Source organism: Flexibacter flexilis DSM 6793, from assembly GCF_900112255.1.
GTDB classification, from domain to species: domain Bacteria; phylum Bacteroidota; class Bacteroidia; order Cytophagales; family Flexibacteraceae; genus Flexibacter; species Flexibacter flexilis.
This window is the reverse complement of record NZ_FOLE01000005.1, coordinates 23883-42995: the sequence shown is the minus strand read 5'-3', so window position 1 is coordinate 42995 and position 19113 is coordinate 23883. Positions and strand designations below refer to the sequence as shown.

Genomic DNA, 19113 nt, shown 5'->3' with positions numbered 1-19113 from the left:
ATGCCCCAGCTAATTCTTTACATTGCCATGAGTTTGGACGGCTATATTGCCGCGCCAGACGATGATTTATCTTTTCTGGAAGCAGTACACCAAGAAGGCCAAGATTACGGCTACACAGATTTTATTTCGCAAGTGGACACGGTCATTATGGGCCGCAAAACTTACGATTGGGTAATGGCACAAGTGCCACAGTTCCCGCATTTTAACAAAGTTTCTTATATCGTTACGCGTCATCCTCGCCCCAGTATTGGCAATACGCATTTTTATACGGGCGACATCGAAGAGCTGGTAACAAGGCTTAAAAGCCAACACAATTCCAAACATATTTTTGTAGATGGCGGTGCGGAAATTGTCAATTTGCTGTTGGCCAAAGGCCTGATAGATGAGTTGTATATTTCGGTGATTCCTGTGCTGTTGGGTGCAGGGGTGCATTTGTTTGAACCCGAAAGATATAAAAATCAACTGTTGCGGCTATTGGGTGCGCAGGCCTACGACAAAGGGCTGGTACAATTGCGATACACTATCCAGAAACAAAAGGCTTAATGTTTCTTCACCAATAAAAAAAGGTTGCCTAACGTAGATGTTTAGGCAACCTTTTTTTGTTGGGGGAAATTTAGTAACGAACCATCCAATACGGATTGCGTTCTTCTTTTATTTTTTCCTTGATAAACTTGCTCAATGTCTGCTGATAACCTGCTTCGGTCAGGACTGTTCCTTTGCGTTTTTTGGGTAAATCCAGTTCGTTGGTTAGCTTTTTGGTTTCGATGCGCGAAGCCGTAATTACGACCGTTCCGTCGTTGAGGTCAAGTTCCAATATCATGCCTGGCAAACCATACGAACGCTCAGGGCCTACACTTACGGGAATGTCTTGCGCGAACCAAGCTACAATTTTCTGTTTTTTGACGGTGTCTTCTTTGAACGCTTTCATACAAATATGGCCTGCTACTTCTTTGAGGTCGTTGAGCACTTTCCATTTTTGGGGCGAAAGCGTGTCTTGCACTACATATTTTTTGCTGGCAATTTCTACCAAATCGGTAAGCGTATTTTTTTCAAAATCGCGCGTGACGACAAACTGTTCTTTGCGCCAATCGTAGCCCATATCTTCGGCAGATTTTTCGTCGGAATGCGTGTATTTGCTGGCGTGGTCATTGAAATACAACACGGTATATTCTTTCCAGTCGTCGCGGTTGCCCCACATGTAGGCTTGGCGTTCTTTTTCTTGTTTGCTCAAAAAAGTCAGTTGGCTATTGAGCTTTGTCCAGTAGGTTGTGCGCGTAAAATGCACGACACCTTCCTGTTGGGCGTAGGCGGTGGCAGCCATAAAACTCACCGCGAGCAATAACAATATTTTTTTCATAAGAATAATAAAATCAGTGAATTAAGAATGTTTTTTTACGCAAAAAATTAATGGCCTCTCTTTTCGAGTTTGTCCGAATAGCCGCGCAAGTTATACGATACACTCAACATAAAATAACGCGCCAAGGTCAGGGCCGTTTGTTGCGTGATGGTATTTTGCATACCGTTTTGGTAAATGCTTTTGCGTTTGTTGAGCAAGTCGAAAGCCGCCAAACGAACTTCTAACTTATTGTCTTTGAGGAATAATTTGCGCAAAGAAGCATTGATAATCGGAATGTTTTGTTTGAAGTCTAAGCGATTGTTTTCGTAAGAGTTATAATTGAAATTTCCTTCAAAGAAAAATTTCTTATAAAAATTCCACTTGAGCGTGGTGCGTGCGCTTCTGTTCCAAATCTTTTGATTTTGGCTTTTTTGGATAGAATAATCAATGGTGTTGTACGTGAGGTTTCCGCCCAAATCCAAGATAAGTTTATCCGTCGGCGTGAAGCTAAAACCAAGCCCGCCGTTATAATTGTTGCTGGTCGTGTTGTTGCGTGCGCTATTGATAAAAGTGGGCGTTTCGCCTAACTCGTAGCCAGCATTCATATTGAATTTTAGCTTGGTTTTGACAATCGGAATGCCCGCATAAAGAGACGGCGCAAGGCTGTAACCACCCGAAATATTTTCGGGGCGCGTATAAGTAACAAAGTCTGGGTCAATGGTTTGGTTATACACTACACGGCTTAAATAGCTGGTATAATCAATCCAGAAGTTAAGATACGAGAAGGTCGAAGGGTCAAATTTATTGATAGAAAAATTGAAGTTATGACTTCTTTCTGGCAAAAGGTCTGGGTTACCAGTGGTTACATAATACGGGTTACTGTTGTTTACAATCGGTTGCAAATCATTGAGTTGAGGAGCTTTTACATTGAATGAATAGCTTGTACTCAAATACATATTGTTGTCGGTTTCGATGCTCGCATCAATGTTGGGACTAAATGCCGTAAAGTTGCGATTGATGTGGCTGCTTGGTAACGACGCACTTGGCGCGTAGCTGCCTTCCAAATCGTAGCGCAAGCCTGCCGCCCCAACCGAAACGTTTACGCCCGAATTAGAATAACGCACGGAGCTACCCACACGGTTATAGTAAATTTGGTTGGTGTAATACGTGCTCAGGCTGTCCATGCGTTCGTCGCTTTGCAGACGGTTGAAGGCATCGCGATATACTTTGCGGTGATCAGAACTGAAATTGTAGAATGTTTCCCAATAAAATTTCTTGCTCAAAGGCTCCAAATACAACAAACTTGATTTGAGTTGCGTCTGGTCGTTGTTGTTGTCGTTGAGCTGGCGAATCGCCCGAATTTGGGCGTTCGGGTCGGTGCTGGTCAAGTATTTTGTAATGGAACTTAGGTTTTGCGTTTCGTCCGAAGAGCTGATATTCGCCGCCGCACTGGCCGCAAAGCTGCGTCCTTTTTTCTTGAATTTATGACGATAAATAGCCGTTCCGCTCACGGTATAAGAACTCAGGTCGCTGCCGTTGTCTATGTTTAGCGTGTTTTCGGCTATTTTGTCATTGTTGAGGTAGCGTTGGTATTGCTTGTTGGTGTTGTCCGAACCGCTAAAACGCGCCGTAGCTTTGGTAATAAGTGTATTGTTAGAATCTAAATTTTGCTCCAAACGCATGTTAATGCTGTGATTGCCTCTGAAATTGTTTTGCGCCGTCGTGTCCAGATTATAGAAAGAACTGTTTTGCAAAAACGTTTGCTTGTAGCTGTATTGGTCGAGGTTTAGGCGCGTTTGGTTGTAGAAATAACTGGTATTAAACTTCGTTTTTTCGTGTGAATAATTATAGTTCACGCCAACGCCTGCGTTTTTGGTAAAGCCGCGCCCATCAAAATTATTGACTACATCGCTTGTCATATAATAGAAATTGCCGCCCGAACTAAAGCCAAAATCGCCGTTGTCGAAGTCATTAAATGAGTTATTGCCTTTGAACTCTCCATAATCTTCCCAGTTTACGCCCGTCTCGTTGATGTTGTTGGCGTAGCCAATCACCGAGAACTGTTCTTTTTGGTTAAAACGGTTGTAGTTGCCGCGTGTCGCCCAACGGTCTTCCGTGCCTGCGGCTGCTGTAATTTTCCCAAAAGCTCCTTTTTTGAACTCGTCTTTGAGTGCCAAATTCATTACTTTTTCGCGTTTGCCGTCGTCGATGCCAGTGAGTTTGGCTTGTTCGGATTTATCGTTAAATACCTGCACTTTAGAAAGCGTTTCTGCGCCCAAATTTTTGGTAGCAGATTTTGGGTCGCCGCCAAAAAAGGTTTTGCCATCTACCGTTACGCGTTTAATGTCTTTGCCTTGCGCTTTCACGTTGCCATCTACATCTACTTCGATGCCAGGCAGTCGGCGCAACAAATCTTCTACGGTTGAGCCTGTGGGCACTTTAAAGCTCGAAGCGTCGTATTCGATGGTGTCGCCTTTGATGCTGAGCGGTGCTTTAGCCGTCTGGATTACCACTTCGAGTAGTTCTTTGGTAATAGGCTTTATTTTGAGTGTTCCGATATCGTTTATATCGGTGGCACTTGCTGCAATGCGTCTTTGGTATGGCAAATAGCCCACATACGAGATTTTGAGCAAATACGGGTTATTTTTTACGTTTTTAAACTCAAATGCACCGTTGGTATTGGTTACGGCATAGCTCACCAGCGAGGAATCTTGCGGTTGCAAAAGCATGACGGTTGCGGCGGGGAGTTTTTCGCCTGTTGTGTCTTGTACCGTGCCTTGTATTCGGATACGTGTAGGGTTTTGCGCTTGCGCCAAGAATGCGGCCAAGCCGAACAGAAAGGAGAGGAGTAATTTTTGCATAGACTGTTTGTGAAATAATAACGTATTTGATCAGGTTGGTTTGTTTCTCTTATCAACAAATAAAAAAGCGCACATATTGCATTATAAGCCGCAAAAAACACAAGAATGTACAATAAGAACAGTGTTTTTGTTTGAGAAGAAGAAAAACGCTGCTGATTGGTAAAAAACGATTAGGAAAGGGAAGAAGGAAAATAGATTTTTGGGGATGTAATAAAAACAAAAAAGCGTCACAAATACTTGCGACGCTTACGTTTTTTTGCTCTCCCTCTTGGGCTTGAACCAAGGACCCCCTGATTAACAGTCAGGTGCTCTAACCAGCTGAGCTAAGGAAGAATTTTTCTTTGAATGAAACTTTATTTTTAAATTTAAAGTTTTTGCTCTCCCTCTTGGGCTTGAACCAAGGACCCCCTGATTAACAGTCAGGTGCTCTAACCAGCTGAGCTAAGGAAGAATTTTTGTTTTGCGTTTGTGTTTCCCTCAAATGCGATGCAAAAGTAGGGAGCTTGATTTTAATTTGCAAATATTTTTTACAAAAAAACGCTACTTTTTTTGCCATTTAAACAAAAAACACTCATAATGAATGGTTTAATAATGGCATTTCTAATAGCTTTTTGTAGTGTTTTGTGCGTTTTGTCTGTTCCAGCGCGTCGATATGCTTCATTTTATGGCAATCGCTACCCACAAAATGCACCATATTTTCATCAACTAGGCGTTCGGCTAACTGCTGAATTGGGCGCGAATAATATCCCGCCAGCGATGGCAAGTTCACTTGAAACAACACGCCCGTATTGAAAATTTCTTTGGCACGTTTAAAATCGTTGCACAAATACGTGTAGCGTTCGGGGTGGGCAAATACTGGCCAATAACCCGCGCTTTGCAGTTTGAAGATAACATCTTTCAAATACATTGGCTCATTCATAAACGGCGTTTCGATAAGCACGTACTTATTGGCTCCAAAACTCAGAAATGGAACATTATTATTTAGTTTTTCCAAGAAAAACTCGTCTATCAAGTATTCGGCGGCGGCATCAATCTTGATGTCCCAGCCTTTGGCGGCAACGGCTTGGCGTACTTCGGCTAATTTTCTCAAAATGATTTCGGGCGTATTTTTATAAAAATCGTCGATGACGTGCGGCGTAGTAATCAAGTGTTTGTAACCATTCTGCATAAATGCTTCGATGAGTTGCAAGGTTTCTTCCATGTTGGCTGCGCCGTCGTCAATGCCAGGCAGTAGGTGAGAGTGCATATCTGCGGTAATGGGCGGATTTAACGTCTCAACTTCATTTTTTTTACGAAAAAAGAATGAAAACATCGTGTACTTTGATATTATGCTAAAAAATAAAGAAAATTATAGAAAAAGTATTAGTGTGTTTTCTGGTTAATACGTTTGCGTTCTCAAATGTAATAACTCTGTGATAGATTTTTGGTTTTATTTTCCCCAAAAAACAAGGCAAGTGCTAAGTTTGTAATTATTGTATGTTTTTTTAAAATAAAAGGCTAAAATCAGTTAGATTTTAGCCTTTTATCAAACTAAATTTTTATGAAAACTAAACCGTTTGAGGTTGTTCAATTTTGGTTTTTAGATAAGCGACCAACACTTCTAAGGCACGTTCAAAATTTTGGTTGTTCGGCACTACAATATCGGCATCACCTTTGAAAGGCTTAATGTATTTTTCGTACGTCGGCATTACGTGATATTCGTAACGGTAGAGTACATCTTCCAAATCGTAACCACGTTCGTTGTTGTCGCGCACGATGCGGCGTTTGAGTTTGATATGTTCTTTGGCATCAATAAATACTTTCAGGTCAAGCATTTTGGCCACTTCTGGGTAATAAAACACAAAAATTCCTTCCACAATAATAATCGGCGCAGGCGTGTACGTGAGCATCTTAGGCACTACGTTCGGATTATTGAAAGTATATTCTTGTTTGGTTACCACGTTGCCTTCACGAAGCGAAAGAATATCGTTGCGATACAAATCGAAGTCAATAGAAAAAGGAGTATCAAAATTATGCACGCCGTTTTCGTCGATGGGCTGATGGTCGCGCGTCTTATAATAGTTGTCTTGGGAGATGAGGCAAACCTCTGAAGGCTTAAAGCTATTAAGCAATCGCTTGAGAAACAGTGTTTTGCCTGAAGCACTGCCTCCTGTGATACCAACGATAAACGGTGTAGTTCCTGTAGTCATGGCCACAAAATTAAATTCTGTTTGTGAAAAAAAAAAGATTTGCCCAAAAGATTACGATTTGGCAGCAGAAATATATAATCCTATCAGGTTTTTTATTTTAGTACTTGTCATTCCGCCTCGCCTCGCCGCTCTTTGAGGTAATCGAAGAGTAATTCCGTGCGTTTTGCCCCGATAAGTGCTTCGATGTCCGTGCGGTCTTCGTCCCGAATCAGGTTCAGGGATTTGTACTCGCGATACACGATGGCAATGGTTTTCGCGCCCAGCCCTTTTACTTTTTCTACTTCCAGCTTCAAATTCTTTTTGCTGCGCTGGCTGCGGTGGAACGTGATGGCGAAACGGTGCGTTTCGTCGCGGATTCGTTGTATAAAAATCAGACTTTCAGACTTTTTGGGCAACATAAGCGGCAGCGGGTCTTCGGGGTAATAGATTTCTTCCAAACGCTTGGCAATGCCAATAATGGGAATTTGTCCGTAAATATTCAGGGCTTTGAGTGCCTCGCAAGCCGCGCCGAGTTGGCCTTTACCGCCGTCGATGATGATGAGTTTGGGCAAAGGTTGGTTTTCGGCAATTAGGCGGCTGTAACGGCGCGTAACAATCTCGTACATAGACGCGAAATCGTCGGGGCCGACTACCGTTTTGATGTTAAAATGTCGGTAATCTTTGGGCGCAGCCTTACCATTTTTGAAACAAACCATTGCGGCCACAGGACTCGAACCCTGTATGTTAGAGTTATCAAAACATTCTACATGGTCGGGCAACTGTGTTAGGCGCAAATCGGCTTGCAACTTTTTAAGTACACGTTCATAGCGGTCGGGCTTGGGCGTTTCGGTGGCTTTATTCATCAAATCTCGTTTAAAAAACAACGTATTTTTGATAGATAAATCCAATAGTTTGCGTTTGTCGCCGATTTGCGGGACGTGAATCGCGAGGCGCGGAATGCCCAGCGAAAGCGGAATATTGACCAGTACTTCTTCGGATTGGCTGCCAAACTGCTGGCGCAATTGTAGCAGCGCGAAAGCCAAAATATCTTCGGGGCTTTCGTTGAGTTTCTTCTTAATTTCTACGTTGTGCGTGAGGTTAATGCTTCCGTCCACGATGCGCAAGTAATTGATATACGCGGAGTTGTCGTCGGAGAGAATCGAAAAAACATCTATGTCCGAGAGGTTCGGATTTACGATTACGGACTTGCTTTGGTAGTTGTCGAGCAAGGCCAGTTTTTCTTTGTAGCGTTGCGCTTCCTCAAAGGCGTAGTTTTCGGCGGCCAGCAACATTTGTTCTTTAAAATATTGCTTGGCAATGGTCAAATGTCCCCTGATGATGTGCGAAGCCTGCGTAATTTCGGCGTTGTAGTCGGCTTCAGTTTGTTTGGCCTCGCAAGGCCCTTTGCAGTTGCCGATGTGGTATTCCAGACAAACTTTGAATTTGTGGGCGTTTACGGCGGCCTGCGTGAGGGCGTAGTTGCAGGTGCGGAACGTGTAGAGTTTTTTGAGCAATTCCAACAAGGCATTCATGGTGCGGCCACTCGGATAAGGACCAAAGTAAATGCCTGCATTGCGCACTACGCGGCGGGTCGGAAACACGCGCGGAAAACGTTCGTTGGTGGTGATGCAAATGTACGGATAGGTTTTGTCGTCGCGGAGCATAATGTTATACTTGGGCTGATGCTCTTTGATAAGGCTGTTTTCGAGCAGCAGCGCATCGTATTCGGTGTCCACAACGATATATTCAATTTGTCGGATTTGGCTTACCAGCCGCATGGTTTTGCGGTCGGTTTGGGTTTTGGTAAAATAACTACTCACACGCTTGCGCAGGCTTTTGGCTTTGCCCACGTAGATCAGCGTATTTTCTTGGTCAAAATATTTGTAGATGCCCGGCAGTTCGGGCAGTTGTCGGATTCTTTCTTTGAGTGCTTCGGCGTTGTTCATGGTCGCAATTTCAAGCTACAAATTTATACCAGCTTGTTTTTAATTTAGCTAAATTACTAAAAAAAGCAAAGCCGCCACTAAATTACTTAGCGGCGGCTTTGGACTACAAATATTTGCTTTTTATTGCTTCACAAATTTTCCGTTTTGGACGCGTTCGTTTGTAGTGCGGATATTGTACAAATACAAACCTGTTTGCAACTGATTTACGGTGATTTGAGAAACGTTTTGCAACAGATTTTGTGCTAATACTTTTCGGCCTTGCATGTCAAATATTTCTATTGTTGCTTCATTTTCATTGTCGAGCAACGCGATATTGAGTATGTCTTTGGCTGGAACAGGATACAAACTGGCCGCTGTTTGCTCATTTTCGCGCACAGAGGTAGCTCCTTGTGGGGAATAGTAGTAGGTAAAAGTACTATCTACTTGCCAAGTGCTATTGACCCATGAAGAGTTTTGGCGGGAAAGAACCATGCTTGAGAAAAAACGGGCATTTGATAAGCTATACGGTAAGACCAAAGCCGTTTTGGCATAGGCTGTATTGTGAGTATAATCTTGTTTGCCATAGCTTAGCCAAGTATTAGCTGTATTGTCCCAAGCATAATAACTTTCTGAAGTTTCGTCGTTGTTGGAATTGTAGGTGAATTCACTTTTAAGATAATTCCGCCAACTGCTATTAGAAGAGTTCCAAGTAGAATGAATATTGGTGGTTAGGGAGCTATTTGCATCGTAGATATATTCAAATTTAGACATACCTACCCATGAATTGTTTGAAAAATAATAAGTAGTGTACAACAATACTTGGTTGTTGGTATTGTAGGTGTATTCTTCTTTTATGTAATTACTCCAAGTATTGCTTGTTGTGCCCCATGAGTTAGTGATGATTTGTGTTAGATTGTTATTGATATAAGCATACTCGTATTTATAATCATTTGCCCATACATTGCCTCCCCAGTGAGCCGTAATTTTTTGGGTTAATTGATTGACATTGTTATAAACATAATCTTCTTTTGAATAATTAGTCCAATTATTGTTGTTCGCATTCCATTTATAGGTAGCAGCTTGTGTTTGATTATTGTTGGTGTAGGTATAATTAATCTTGGAATAGGCAACCCAAACATTGTTACTCCAATTGTAATAGGTATCTTGAATTAATTGGTTGTTTGTATTGTAAATATATTCATGTTTGGTAGAATATTGCCAATTGTGGTTGGTCGTGTTCCATACATAGTAAATGATTAAGGTATTATTCCCAATGGCATTATAAGTATATTCGTTTTTTTCGCTTCCAATCCAAGTGTTAAACATACTATTTATATATGTACTGCTTTGTGTCTGTCTGCCATTGGTATCATAGGTGTATTCATTTTTGAGATAGTATATCCAAGAATTTATGCCAGCAGCCCATGAGTATTGTATTTCGGATAGGGTTTTGCCGCTGGCATTGTAGGTGTAGCAATATTTTTTGGAAAGTGGCGCAACGACACTGTCCAATTGCTGTTTTATGGCATAAGTATCTGTGGTAGAAGAATTGTTGTTGGGAGCTTTAAGGGCGGTGGTTCTGGTCAAAGGGTTGATATTTGAGGCGTTGGGGATAAGTGGGGCGTGAGTTGTTTTGGCGTTTGGTGCGGTTTGCGCCCAGCTATTAAAGGCAAAAAAAAGGAGTCCAAAGAGCCGAGTAAAATGGTAATTCATAATGATAAGGAGTTTAAGGGATTAGAAAATAAATAAGTTGATAAAATTAGTTTGTTTTTAAACTAATTTATTGATTTCCAAATATAAATACTATTTCTGTATTATTAACAGTAATGTTTTATTTTTGATGTAAAGTAATGATTTTTTTAAAACAAAACGAATGAAACTACACTACGTTTTTAGATTAATTGGGCTATTTTTGATTGTGTGCAGCTTGTGGAGTTGCGGCAGCAAACCGCGTTATTATGTGTTCCGAACCGTGCGCCACAACCCTACCGCCAAAGCCCCGAAAGCCCTTGCCGCCGCCGATACTTTGTCTTTACCCGAAAATATTTTACAAGAAAAAATAGCTACTAATCAGGGTTTTATGCGCCAAGATGCCAAGTTCAGGGCCAAGCAGTTGCGCAAAGTAAACCGCCGTCTCAAAGTGGCCAAACGCCTCGTGCGCTTGATGCCTGCGGCGCAAAAAACCCAACTACAAGCGCAATTAGTTTTGGCATTGCAAGCACAACAAGCTCAATTACAGGATTCTACGCAAGTAATTATGCCTGCTTCTTCTAAGCCGTGCTTTACGTGTATTTTGTGCGACCCCATCAAAAATTATAACAGTGTGCGGGAATGGGTTAAAAGTTCGCGCCCGCGCTATACGACCAACCGCCGCGGCTTTGCGGGTTGTATGTCTTCGCTGGTCAATCTGATTACAGCGATTGCCTATCCGTTTATACTCATTATTGCGGGCGTAATGATGGTGGCATTGTTGGCCGAAATGCTCGCGATATTGGGACTGCTGACTCTGGTTGGTTTTGGCGTTTTGTACGGTTTGTTGTCGTTGTTGGGAGTGTCCAGTGTCCTTGTTGTGCCGCTTAGTGTGGGGCTGTCCGTGCCACTGGCTTTGGTATTTTATTCGCTATTCTGCTTTTTTGATTAAAAAAGTTCAGGAAATTAAACCTGATAGGGTTTTAAAGCCTATAAGATTTAGAGGTTGTAAAACCTCTACTGGCAAGAGACTGGCCATACAAAAGAATAGATGGCAAGTGTAGAGAACTTTTGTTTGACTTAATTTTTGCCGCAGATTATCAAAGGATTACGAAAAAAAACACCATTGCTTTTATTACACTTGCTGTTTGTTCTATTATGTTGGATAAAATTCTCTAAATTTCCAAAACAAGCTCATAAGGTTTATTCAAAATTATTTGATACTTTGCCAGAAGGTTGTTCATGATAGTATTTGCTTCGTAAGCAAAATACTATATATTTAATTTAAGTAACATGAACAATAATTTTTTATAAGTACCTGCTATAAGTTAATGATACATTTTTTTATAAGAATATGATAATTATATATATTGAATATCGTTGTTTAATTGTCGGTACTTAGTACATTACGCCTTACATTAAACATATTTCAAAATAATTATTGCGATTAATTATAAAATATTTATATTTGTGCCTAACTTTTAACTATAAAAAATATACAATTATGATTTTAAAACTTATGACATTGTTCTTTCCAACCGTTGGCAGTTTTGCATATGAATTAGGAAAAGCTGTAGGAAAGCTTATTGCTTGGCTTCTTAATTAAATTTATTGTGAGCTTGCTATCCCATGGTCTGTGCCCTCACAGACCATTTTTATTTGTAATACACAATATACATACTTGTATATTTTTTCTGTTAGGACAAAGACTGTGGAGCAAATTAAACCTTATAGGATTCTAAAGCCTAAAAGATTAGTAAATAGTTGCTTGAGCAGTGTTCCCATAAAACCTAATGCCAAAATCCATTTGATAAGCGAACAAGTTGCCGCTAACGGTACAAGTGTAGTTGCTGTGCCGTGCGGTAGCGTGATGATGTATAAATGCAGCTCGTTTTCTATCAAATCCATAATCCCAGCCACAGGCAAAGCCGCCAAAAAGAAACGATACCAAACGGGACTAAATTTTTTGAAAAAGGTAGTCTGCTGTACCATGACGATGCCAAAAGCCGAATAAGCCAGCACATGAAACAAGTCCCAACTAAAATGCGAAAGATAAATTAGTAAACCTTCGGTTTTCCATTGCTCAATAATGCCCCAAAAGCCCGCCGCCGTGAAGGTGAGTTGCAACTGCACTAAACTGGGTTTGAGGCTATTGACCATATAAGCCAAATGGATTTGGGAAGCCAAATAAATAAGTGTTACGACCCAAACGAGTATTTTGTTACTTTTCATACATGATTGTTTTTTTGGAAAAAGGGCTTAAACCTAAAAAAAGCAATGTTTTGAGCAAATGATAATTAGCCCGTAGGCATTTTTTTTTATTTTCGCACAGCAATCAATTTTTTAGATACACATGAAAACACGCCGTAAAACTGACCATTGCCTTAACTGTGGATTCCAATTTGAACACGACGAAAATTATTGTCCGCAGTGTGGCCAAGAGAATAACGACAAAACGGTTTCGGTGCGGGTGTTGGCTTCCGAAATTGCGGAAGAAGCCCTCAATTTGGATTCGCGCGTGTTTCGGAGTTTGTTTCCGTTTTTCTTTAAACCTGGTTTTTTGGCCGTAGAATTTAACGCAGGCCGCCGCGTGAATTATGTTGCGCCATTGCGTTTGTACTTGATTGCCAGCTTTTTGTATTTCTTTACGTTGTCGTATTCGCCTAATCAAGGTTTTTTGGACAACGTGAAAGAAGGCGTAAAAACCAGTTCGGATACAACGGCGAAGGTATTAGAGAAAATTGATTTGGCGCAGAAAAAGAAACGCAAAGCCGATTCGTTGGCGCGTGTGTCCGAAAAACAGAAAAACCCGAAAGTTAAAACCCAAACCGACGAACTGGACTTGGATTTGGGCGTGTTAAAAGGCATACCTTTACACGGAATCCGTAAAACGATTTCTGCCGATTCGTTGCTGGATTCTTTGAAAATAGAAAAAACGTTTATGACACGTGTGGCTGCCAAACAAGCCATTCATATTTCCAAAGAAGACGGTGTGGATTCTTACTTAAATACAGTTCGGGAGAATTTGTCCATTGCCATGATTTTACTTATTCCGCTCATGGCTTGGCTACTCAAATTGCTGTATATTCGGCGCAAAACGCTGTATGTCCAACACTTTGTTTTTGTTTTATATACGCAGGCTTTCGTTTTTTTTGCATTATTTTTTCTGGCCTCTTTGGAGTATATTGATTTTTTGGGGAAAATTGAAGAATTCTTATCTATTGCGATTTGGGTAATTATCCCTGTATATATTGTGTTGGCCATGCGCCGTATGTACGGGCAAAGTTGGACGAAAACCATTTTCAAAATGGGCATCTTTTCGTACTTTTTCCTGATAATGCTCTTCATCTCCTTTATTTTTGATTTGATGGTGGCTTTCTTTTTGTTTTAGGAAATACCAAATCTTTCTACATTTGAGCAGACAAGACACTGGTTGATTAGTGTTATTGAATATTAAATCAAACAGCGCGTCTATGTTTATTACAATTGGTACAAGAAACTAAAAACACAAAATGCAAAGAGTTGTCGTTACTGGCTTAGGGGCTCTAACGCCTATCGGGAACAACATGACCGATTTTTGGAATGGCCTTATTAGTGGAAAAAGTGGCGCAGGACTACTGACGCGCTTCGACGCATCAAAGTTCAAAACACGTTTTGGCTGTGAGTTAAAGAATTTTGACCCACAACAATTCATCGAAAAAAGCGAGGCTCGCCGATACGACCTCTACACGCAATATGCCTTAATCGCAGTAGATGAGGCGGTTAAAAATGCTGAAATTGATTTTTCTTCCCTCAACTGTAACCGTATCGGGGTGATTTGGGGTAGCGGAAACGGCGGTATCATTACGTTTCAGGAGCAAGTAATGGAGTTTGCCAAAGGCGACGGAACACCGCGTTTCAATCCTTTCTTTATTCCTAAAATGATTGTGGACATTGCCGCAGGCATTATTTCAATGAAATACGGCTTGCGTGGCCCGAACTTCGCGACGGTTTCGGCTTGTGCCACGTCCAACACGGCTATTATTGACGCATTCAACTATATTCGTTGGGGCAAAGCCGACATGATTATTACGGGTGGTTCGGAAGCTCCGCTTATCGAAACGACAATCGGTGGTTTTAATGCGGCAAAGGCTCTTTCTACCAATAACGATGAGTATGAAACGGCTTCGCGTCCTTTCGACGTGTCGCGCGATGGTTTCGTAATGGGCGAAGGTGCAGGAGCTATTATTTTGGAAAGCTATGAAAGTGCCGTGCGCCGTGGTGCACCAATTATTGCGGAAGTAGTAGGCGGTGGTATGGCTGGCGACGCGTATCACCTTACGGGCACACACCCGAACGGCGAAGGTGCGTTTTTGGGTATGTGGGAAGCCCTCAACGAAGCAGGCATTAAGCCCGAAGACGTAGATTATATCAATCCGCACGCGACCTCTACGCCAATGGGCGATATGAGCGAACTAATTGGGATTGAGCGCGTTTTTGGTGCAAATCCACAATTAAATATCAGTGCCACTAAGTCCATGACGGGACACTTGTTGGGCGCGGCGGGAGCTATCGAAGCGATTGCTTGTATCAAAGCCACGCAAGAAGACATCGTTCCGCCAACCATCAACACCAAAAACGTAGAACCAAGCGTAGCCGACAAATTCAACTTTACGTTGGGCAAAGCCGAGAAACGCACCGTTCGTTATGCCTTGAGCAATACTTTTGGTTTTGGCGGTCACGTGGCCGTTTCGCTTTTCAAGAAATTTGAGAAGTAAAAGCTATTAAAATAGAAAAAGTCTCTATTGTTAGCCGCACCCAATTATTAGGGTGCGGCTTTTTTTTGTTTTCATAAAAAATATTTTATTTGATAATATAATAAAAAACATAAATTGCTGATATTCTTTTTTTTGTACAAAAAGTATTTGATTATCGAATACATATTGTATTTTTTTTGTTTTGTCTATGTATATTGAGTGATTTTTTTGTATTGTATTGTTTTTTACCTTTCGGTGTTTTTCAGCCACCTATTTATTTTTTTATTCATTTTATTTGAAATAAATTTATTTTTTTATGAAAAAAACATTTATAACACTAATGGCTGCCATGTCATTGGGTTTTAGTTACGCCCAAGTGCCAACGTTATCAAATAGCGTAAGCTTTGGGGACGCTGCGTCACAAATTTCAACAGGAACGGCAGTCAATCCAGCAAATGGAACTACCTATTCTACGGGTTACTATTGGGGAAGTCCTTCATTTGGAACAAATGTATTACCAGCACCTACAGGAGGAAATGGTGGCGAAGACCGCAATATTTATATATTAAAGCTAACAGCACCCTATTCGAGTAGTAGTGTTGTTTGGGCGCAGTCTATAGAGGGAGACTCTGTCTTAATAAGCAATAGTATAGCTTATGATGCAGCAGGAGATGTTTATGTTACAAGGCAGTATCAGAGGTGCTGTAACAGTAGATGGCACGACATTTAATTCTACAGGTTCTGTGAGTCAATCAGATATCTTTTTTGCTAAATTTAATGGAGGAACTGGGGAATTAATATGGTTTAAAGTGTTGGGCAGCAGTGCAAATGGGGAGGTTGGTTACGCATTAGCCACTCATGAAGATAAAGTATATTTAGCGGGTGTACTTAGTAACACTATCAATTTTGGAAATGGTACAAATGTGTTATTTCCATCAAATTATGCAGACGGTTTTGTTGCATCTTTTGATATAAGTAGTGGCAACCCAAATTGGGTAACAAGAGTGCATTCAGGTAATTTTCCTGTCTTACATCAATTGAAGGTGAATGCTGGTGGTGTTTATTTTAGTGGGTATTTTAATGCTTCTATTAATGTTGGAAATAGTGGATCTATATCATACTTGGGTAGTAAAGATGGTTTTGTTTCGAAATTGTCGCTCTCAGGAGCTCATCAGTGGACGACACGCATAGCAAGTAGTACATCAGATGAAGTTTATGGCTTGGCAATAGATTCGGAGACAGATAATGTTTATGCCAGTGGTTATCATACAGGTAGTGCATTGTCTGTAATGAATGGAGGAATTAGTACCAATATTCCGTCGTTAGGTGCAGGTCGTACTGGTTATATAGTGAAGTTAGGTTCGGACGGTAGTTTCAGCAATTTAGTAACTCAGTTTGCAGGGGGAAATAGCGCGAATATAACAGGATTAACTTTAGATAACAATGGCATATTGTATGCTAATGCGGCTGTTAGCAATACAGCATCTGTTGATTTTGGTAACAGTAGTTTTAATCGTTCATTTAGTATGCGCATCAATACCTCGAACTATTCGGATGCATTTGGTTTTGATGCAGTTGCAGGAGGAATAGTAGCAGCTACGCCAAGCAACTTATACACCGCAGGTAGTTTCAGTGGTACGAGAATTTTTGATCCCTCTAATCCTAGCACAGGTACTTCTATGACAAGTGTTGGTGCTTATGATATTTATTTTACACGGCTAAATACTTGTGGTTACTATACGACTGTCAGCCCTAATGCTTTGTCAAATATTTCAAAGTCTGTTTCTTATAGCCAGCAGTTAAGTGTAGATAATGCACCAAGTGCAGTATTTACATTAACTTCAGGTGCATTACCTGATGGGCTTACATTAAGCTCAAGCGGTTTAATTAGCGGAACACCAACAACGGCAGGGGCTTATAGTTTTACTATTTCTGCTTCTGTTGGAACTTGTGTATTGACAAAGGACTATACCCTAGTGGTGGATTGTAACAATCCATCCAACATCATAGCAATATTGGGTGCAAGGGCAATTAAGCTGACTTGGGATGCAGGTTCTTATACTGCGATACAAGTTCAATGGAAAGCAGCCTCGACTTCTGTTTGGTATGGAGCGAATCCAGCAAGTACGGCAACTGAGTATCGTATTACAGGTCTTACCCCAAGTACAACGTATGATTTAAGAGTAAGAAACCATTGTGTTGCGGGTGATGCTAATACCACTTGGCAGACCCTTTCTGCTACAACATTAGAAACTCCGACCTGTTCACCATTGAGCCCAGCGACGGCGATAGCAGGAGCGAGTGCCGCGAGATTCAGTTGGCCAGGTTATACTTCAGGTACTTACAAGTTTGAGTTGCGTTATCGCGTTCAGGGTAGCAGCACATGGACTGTGATTACGACAGGGGCAGTAGTGACGAACTATACGGTGTATGGTTTAAGTGCCAGTACGACGTATGAGTGGCAAATACGCAATGCCTGTAATCCTGTGGGAGAGGATTGGAATGCATGGTCAAGTATTAGCACCTTTACGACGTTATCTGGCCCATCTTGTGTATCATTGGATGCAACGGCAACGACCAGTGTCAATACGGTTAAATTTAGCTGGCCAAGTTATCCAACAGGCATGAGTAAGTTTGAATTACGTTATCGCATTCAGGGTAGCAGTACATGGTCAGCTATTATGACAGGGGCAGTAGTAACGAACTATACGTTATATGGTTTAAGTGCCAGTACGACGTATGAGTGGCAAATACGCAATGCCTGTAATCCTGTGGGAGAAGATTGGAACGAGTGGTCGACTTTATCTACTTTCACTACCTTACCTGCTGGCGGTCGTTTAGGGGAAGAATCGTTTAACGTATCTGTTTACCCCGTTCCAAGTACGGGCATGGTCAATGTTGAGATAGCAGATTTGGAAGAGTCAGCAGCGTACGAAGTGTATAATGTGTATGGTCAAAAAGTCGCTGCTGGTACACTTGCTGCCTCGTCTAACGTGTTAGATTTGAGTAGCCAAGCTACAGGCGTTTATACGCTTAAAGTAGCAACGGCGAAAGGCTCTGCTACCAAACAAATCGTATTGAGCAAATAATTTTAATGCGATAAATTAAACAAAAAAGCCGCACCCAATTATTAGAGTGCGGCTTTTTTGTTTTTGTGTATTCTCTTTATTACACTTGCTATAGTTAATTTTATTTTAAACCAAACTTTTAAAATCATGAGAACATATTTACGATGCTCTGGCAGTTGTATGTTTAGACTTTTAGTTTGTCTAAACATTTTATTAGGTATCCCTTTTATCGCTTTAGGACAAGAGTCTTTTTTTCGTTGGGGCGAAAACAGTATTCAAAGTGATATTCCCTCAAATCTAACAGTAGCTAATACGGCATCTCTTCATGCTGGCTATTTTCACTCGGCCGCTATTAAAAAAGATAGTACTTTATTTGTTTGGGGATCTTCGGGTACTCATATCACTGGCCCTAACGGAATGAAAGTGATAGATGTTACTTTAGGACGACCATTTACAACTATTATAAAACCTGATAGTACTGTTGCTGCTTGGGGTGATAATTTATATGGGCAATGTAATGTTCCTCAAAATTTAACAAAAGTAATAAAAATAGATGCGGGTTGGTATCATACACTGGCTCTAAGAGCAGATAGTACAGTGGTTGCTTGGGGTGATAATTTTTTTGGACAATGCAATGTTCCTGCTGGCTTACATAGCGTAATTGCCGTTTCTGCGGGAGCAAAAGCCTCATATGCAGTTAAGGCTGATGGAAGTGTAGTGGCTTGGGGAAATGGCGATAATGGCCAATTAAATATTCCAGCGAGTGCAGTAGGAGTTACTGATATTTCAGCTGGGGATTTTAGCGTAATAGCACTAAAATCGGATGGCACTGTTGTTCATTGGGGAACTATGATCACTAATGTATCCATGCCTTCTAATTTGAATGATATTGTAGCTATTTCAGCAGGATCATTTCATTATACAGTACAGCGAGCAAATGGAAATATTGTTAGTTGGGGGCAAAGTACTTTTTTGGAGGCACCTGCTCCAAGTGGTTTAGTCGCAATTCAATTTTCTGCAGGATACCATTATAATTTAGCAATAGGCCACATTGATAATCTGACATCTCTCAAGTCTATTTCGGAATTTAACGTTTCCGTTTATCCCGTTCCAAGTACAGGTATGGTGAATGTTGAGATAGCAGATTTGGAAGAGTCGGCAGCATACGAAGTGTATAATGTGTATGGCCAAAAAGTGGCTGCTGGTACACTTGCCAACTCGTCTAACGTGTTAGATTTAAGCAAACAAGCTACAGGCGTTTATACGCTCAAAGTAGTAACAGCGAAAGGTTCAGCTACCAAACAAATCGTATTGAATAAATAATTTTAAT

Annotated in this window: 14 protein-coding genes and 2 tRNA genes; 7 read left to right on the top strand and 9 right to left on the bottom strand. The window is 41.1% G+C overall.

The genetic code is table 11. From position 1 onward, the window contains the following. Positions 1-543, top strand: a complete 543-nt coding sequence (locus BM090_RS09340) for a dihydrofolate reductase family protein (RefSeq protein ID WP_091511413.1) — start codon at positions 1-3, stop codon at positions 541-543. A gap of 70 nt (positions 544-613) precedes the next feature. On the opposite strand, the gene BM090_RS09335 is transcribed toward BM090_RS09340, so the two are convergent. The 8 genes from BM090_RS09335 to BM090_RS09300 all read right to left on the bottom strand — a co-directional run bounded on the left by BM090_RS09335 (position 614) and on the right by BM090_RS09300 (position 10003). Beyond that, positions 614-1357, bottom strand: coding sequence for a GLPGLI family protein (locus BM090_RS09335; protein WP_091511409.1), 744 nt, complete (start codon positions 1355-1357; stop codon positions 614-616). A gap of 47 nt (positions 1358-1404) precedes the next feature. Next, positions 1405-4197, bottom strand: a complete 2793-nt coding sequence (locus BM090_RS09330) for a TonB-dependent receptor (RefSeq protein ID WP_091511406.1) — start codon at positions 4195-4197, stop codon at positions 1405-1407. A gap of 259 nt (positions 4198-4456) precedes the next feature. Further along, positions 4457-4530, bottom strand: a tRNA-Asn gene (locus BM090_RS09325). A 44-nt stretch (positions 4531-4574) separates the two neighbouring features. Continuing rightward, positions 4575-4648: transfer RNA gene (locus tag BM090_RS09320), tRNA-Asn, on the bottom strand. Between the two features lie 120 nt (positions 4649-4768). Next, entirely contained in the window at positions 4769-5443 is a 675-nt protein-coding gene (locus BM090_RS09315) for a tyrosine-protein phosphatase (RefSeq protein ID WP_221405372.1), read from the bottom strand. Between the two features lie 301 nt (positions 5444-5744). Continuing rightward, the gene (gene udk / locus BM090_RS09310) at positions 5745-6386 is read right to left on the bottom strand and encodes a uridine kinase (protein ID WP_091511399.1); all 642 of its coding nucleotides are present in this window, start codon (positions 6384-6386) and stop codon (positions 5745-5747) included. A 107-nt stretch (positions 6387-6493) separates the two neighbouring features. Further along, entirely contained in the window at positions 6494-8311 is a 1818-nt protein-coding gene (gene uvrC / locus BM090_RS09305) for an excinuclease ABC subunit UvrC (RefSeq protein WP_091511395.1), read from the bottom strand. Between the two features lie 120 nt (positions 8312-8431). Next, positions 8432-10003: a T9SS type A sorting domain-containing protein gene (locus BM090_RS09300; RefSeq protein ID WP_091511392.1), complete on the bottom strand. Its 1572-nt coding sequence runs from the start codon at positions 10001-10003 to the stop codon at positions 8432-8434. Between the two features lie 160 nt (positions 10004-10163). Here BM090_RS09300 and BM090_RS09295 point away from each other — a divergent pair, with 160 nt between their 5' ends. Next, positions 10164-10931 carry a hypothetical protein gene (locus BM090_RS09295; protein ID WP_091511389.1) on the top strand — a complete coding sequence of 256 codons (768 nt, stop codon included), beginning with the start codon at positions 10164-10166 and terminating at the stop codon, positions 10929-10931. A gap of 776 nt (positions 10932-11707) precedes the next feature. Here BM090_RS09295 and BM090_RS09290 read toward each other — a convergent pair. Then, complete coding sequence (locus BM090_RS09290) at positions 11708-12211, bottom strand: hypothetical protein (RefSeq protein WP_091511386.1); 504 nt, start codon at positions 12209-12211, stop codon at positions 11708-11710. A gap of 121 nt (positions 12212-12332) precedes the next feature. Here BM090_RS09290 and BM090_RS09285 point away from each other — a divergent pair, with 121 nt between their 5' ends. From BM090_RS09285 to BM090_RS09265, 5 genes are all read left to right on the top strand, one after another. Further along, positions 12333-13370 carry a DUF3667 domain-containing protein gene (locus BM090_RS09285; protein ID WP_091511383.1) on the top strand — a complete coding sequence of 346 codons (1038 nt, stop codon included), beginning with the start codon at positions 12333-12335 and terminating at the stop codon, positions 13368-13370. 121 nt (positions 13371-13491) lie between these two features. Beyond that, on the top strand, positions 13492-14736 hold the full coding sequence (fabF, locus tag BM090_RS09280; RefSeq protein ID WP_091511380.1) for a beta-ketoacyl-ACP synthase II: 1245 nt from the start codon (positions 13492-13494) through the stop codon (positions 14734-14736). A 319-nt stretch (positions 14737-15055) separates the two neighbouring features. After that, positions 15056-15445: a hypothetical protein gene (locus BM090_RS18160; protein ID WP_143083934.1), complete on the top strand. Its 390-nt coding sequence runs from the start codon at positions 15056-15058 to the stop codon at positions 15443-15445. Positions 15446-15866: 421 nt separating this feature from the next. After that, positions 15867-17804 carry a fibronectin type III domain-containing protein gene (locus tag BM090_RS09270; RefSeq protein WP_177199895.1) on the top strand — a complete coding sequence of 646 codons (1938 nt, stop codon included), beginning with the start codon at positions 15867-15869 and terminating at the stop codon, positions 17802-17804. Positions 17805-17930: 126 nt separating this feature from the next. After that, positions 17931-19106, top strand: a complete 1176-nt coding sequence (locus BM090_RS09265; RefSeq protein ID WP_143083933.1) for a T9SS type A sorting domain-containing protein — start codon at positions 17931-17933, stop codon at positions 19104-19106. Positions 19107-19113 lie beyond the last annotated feature (7 nt).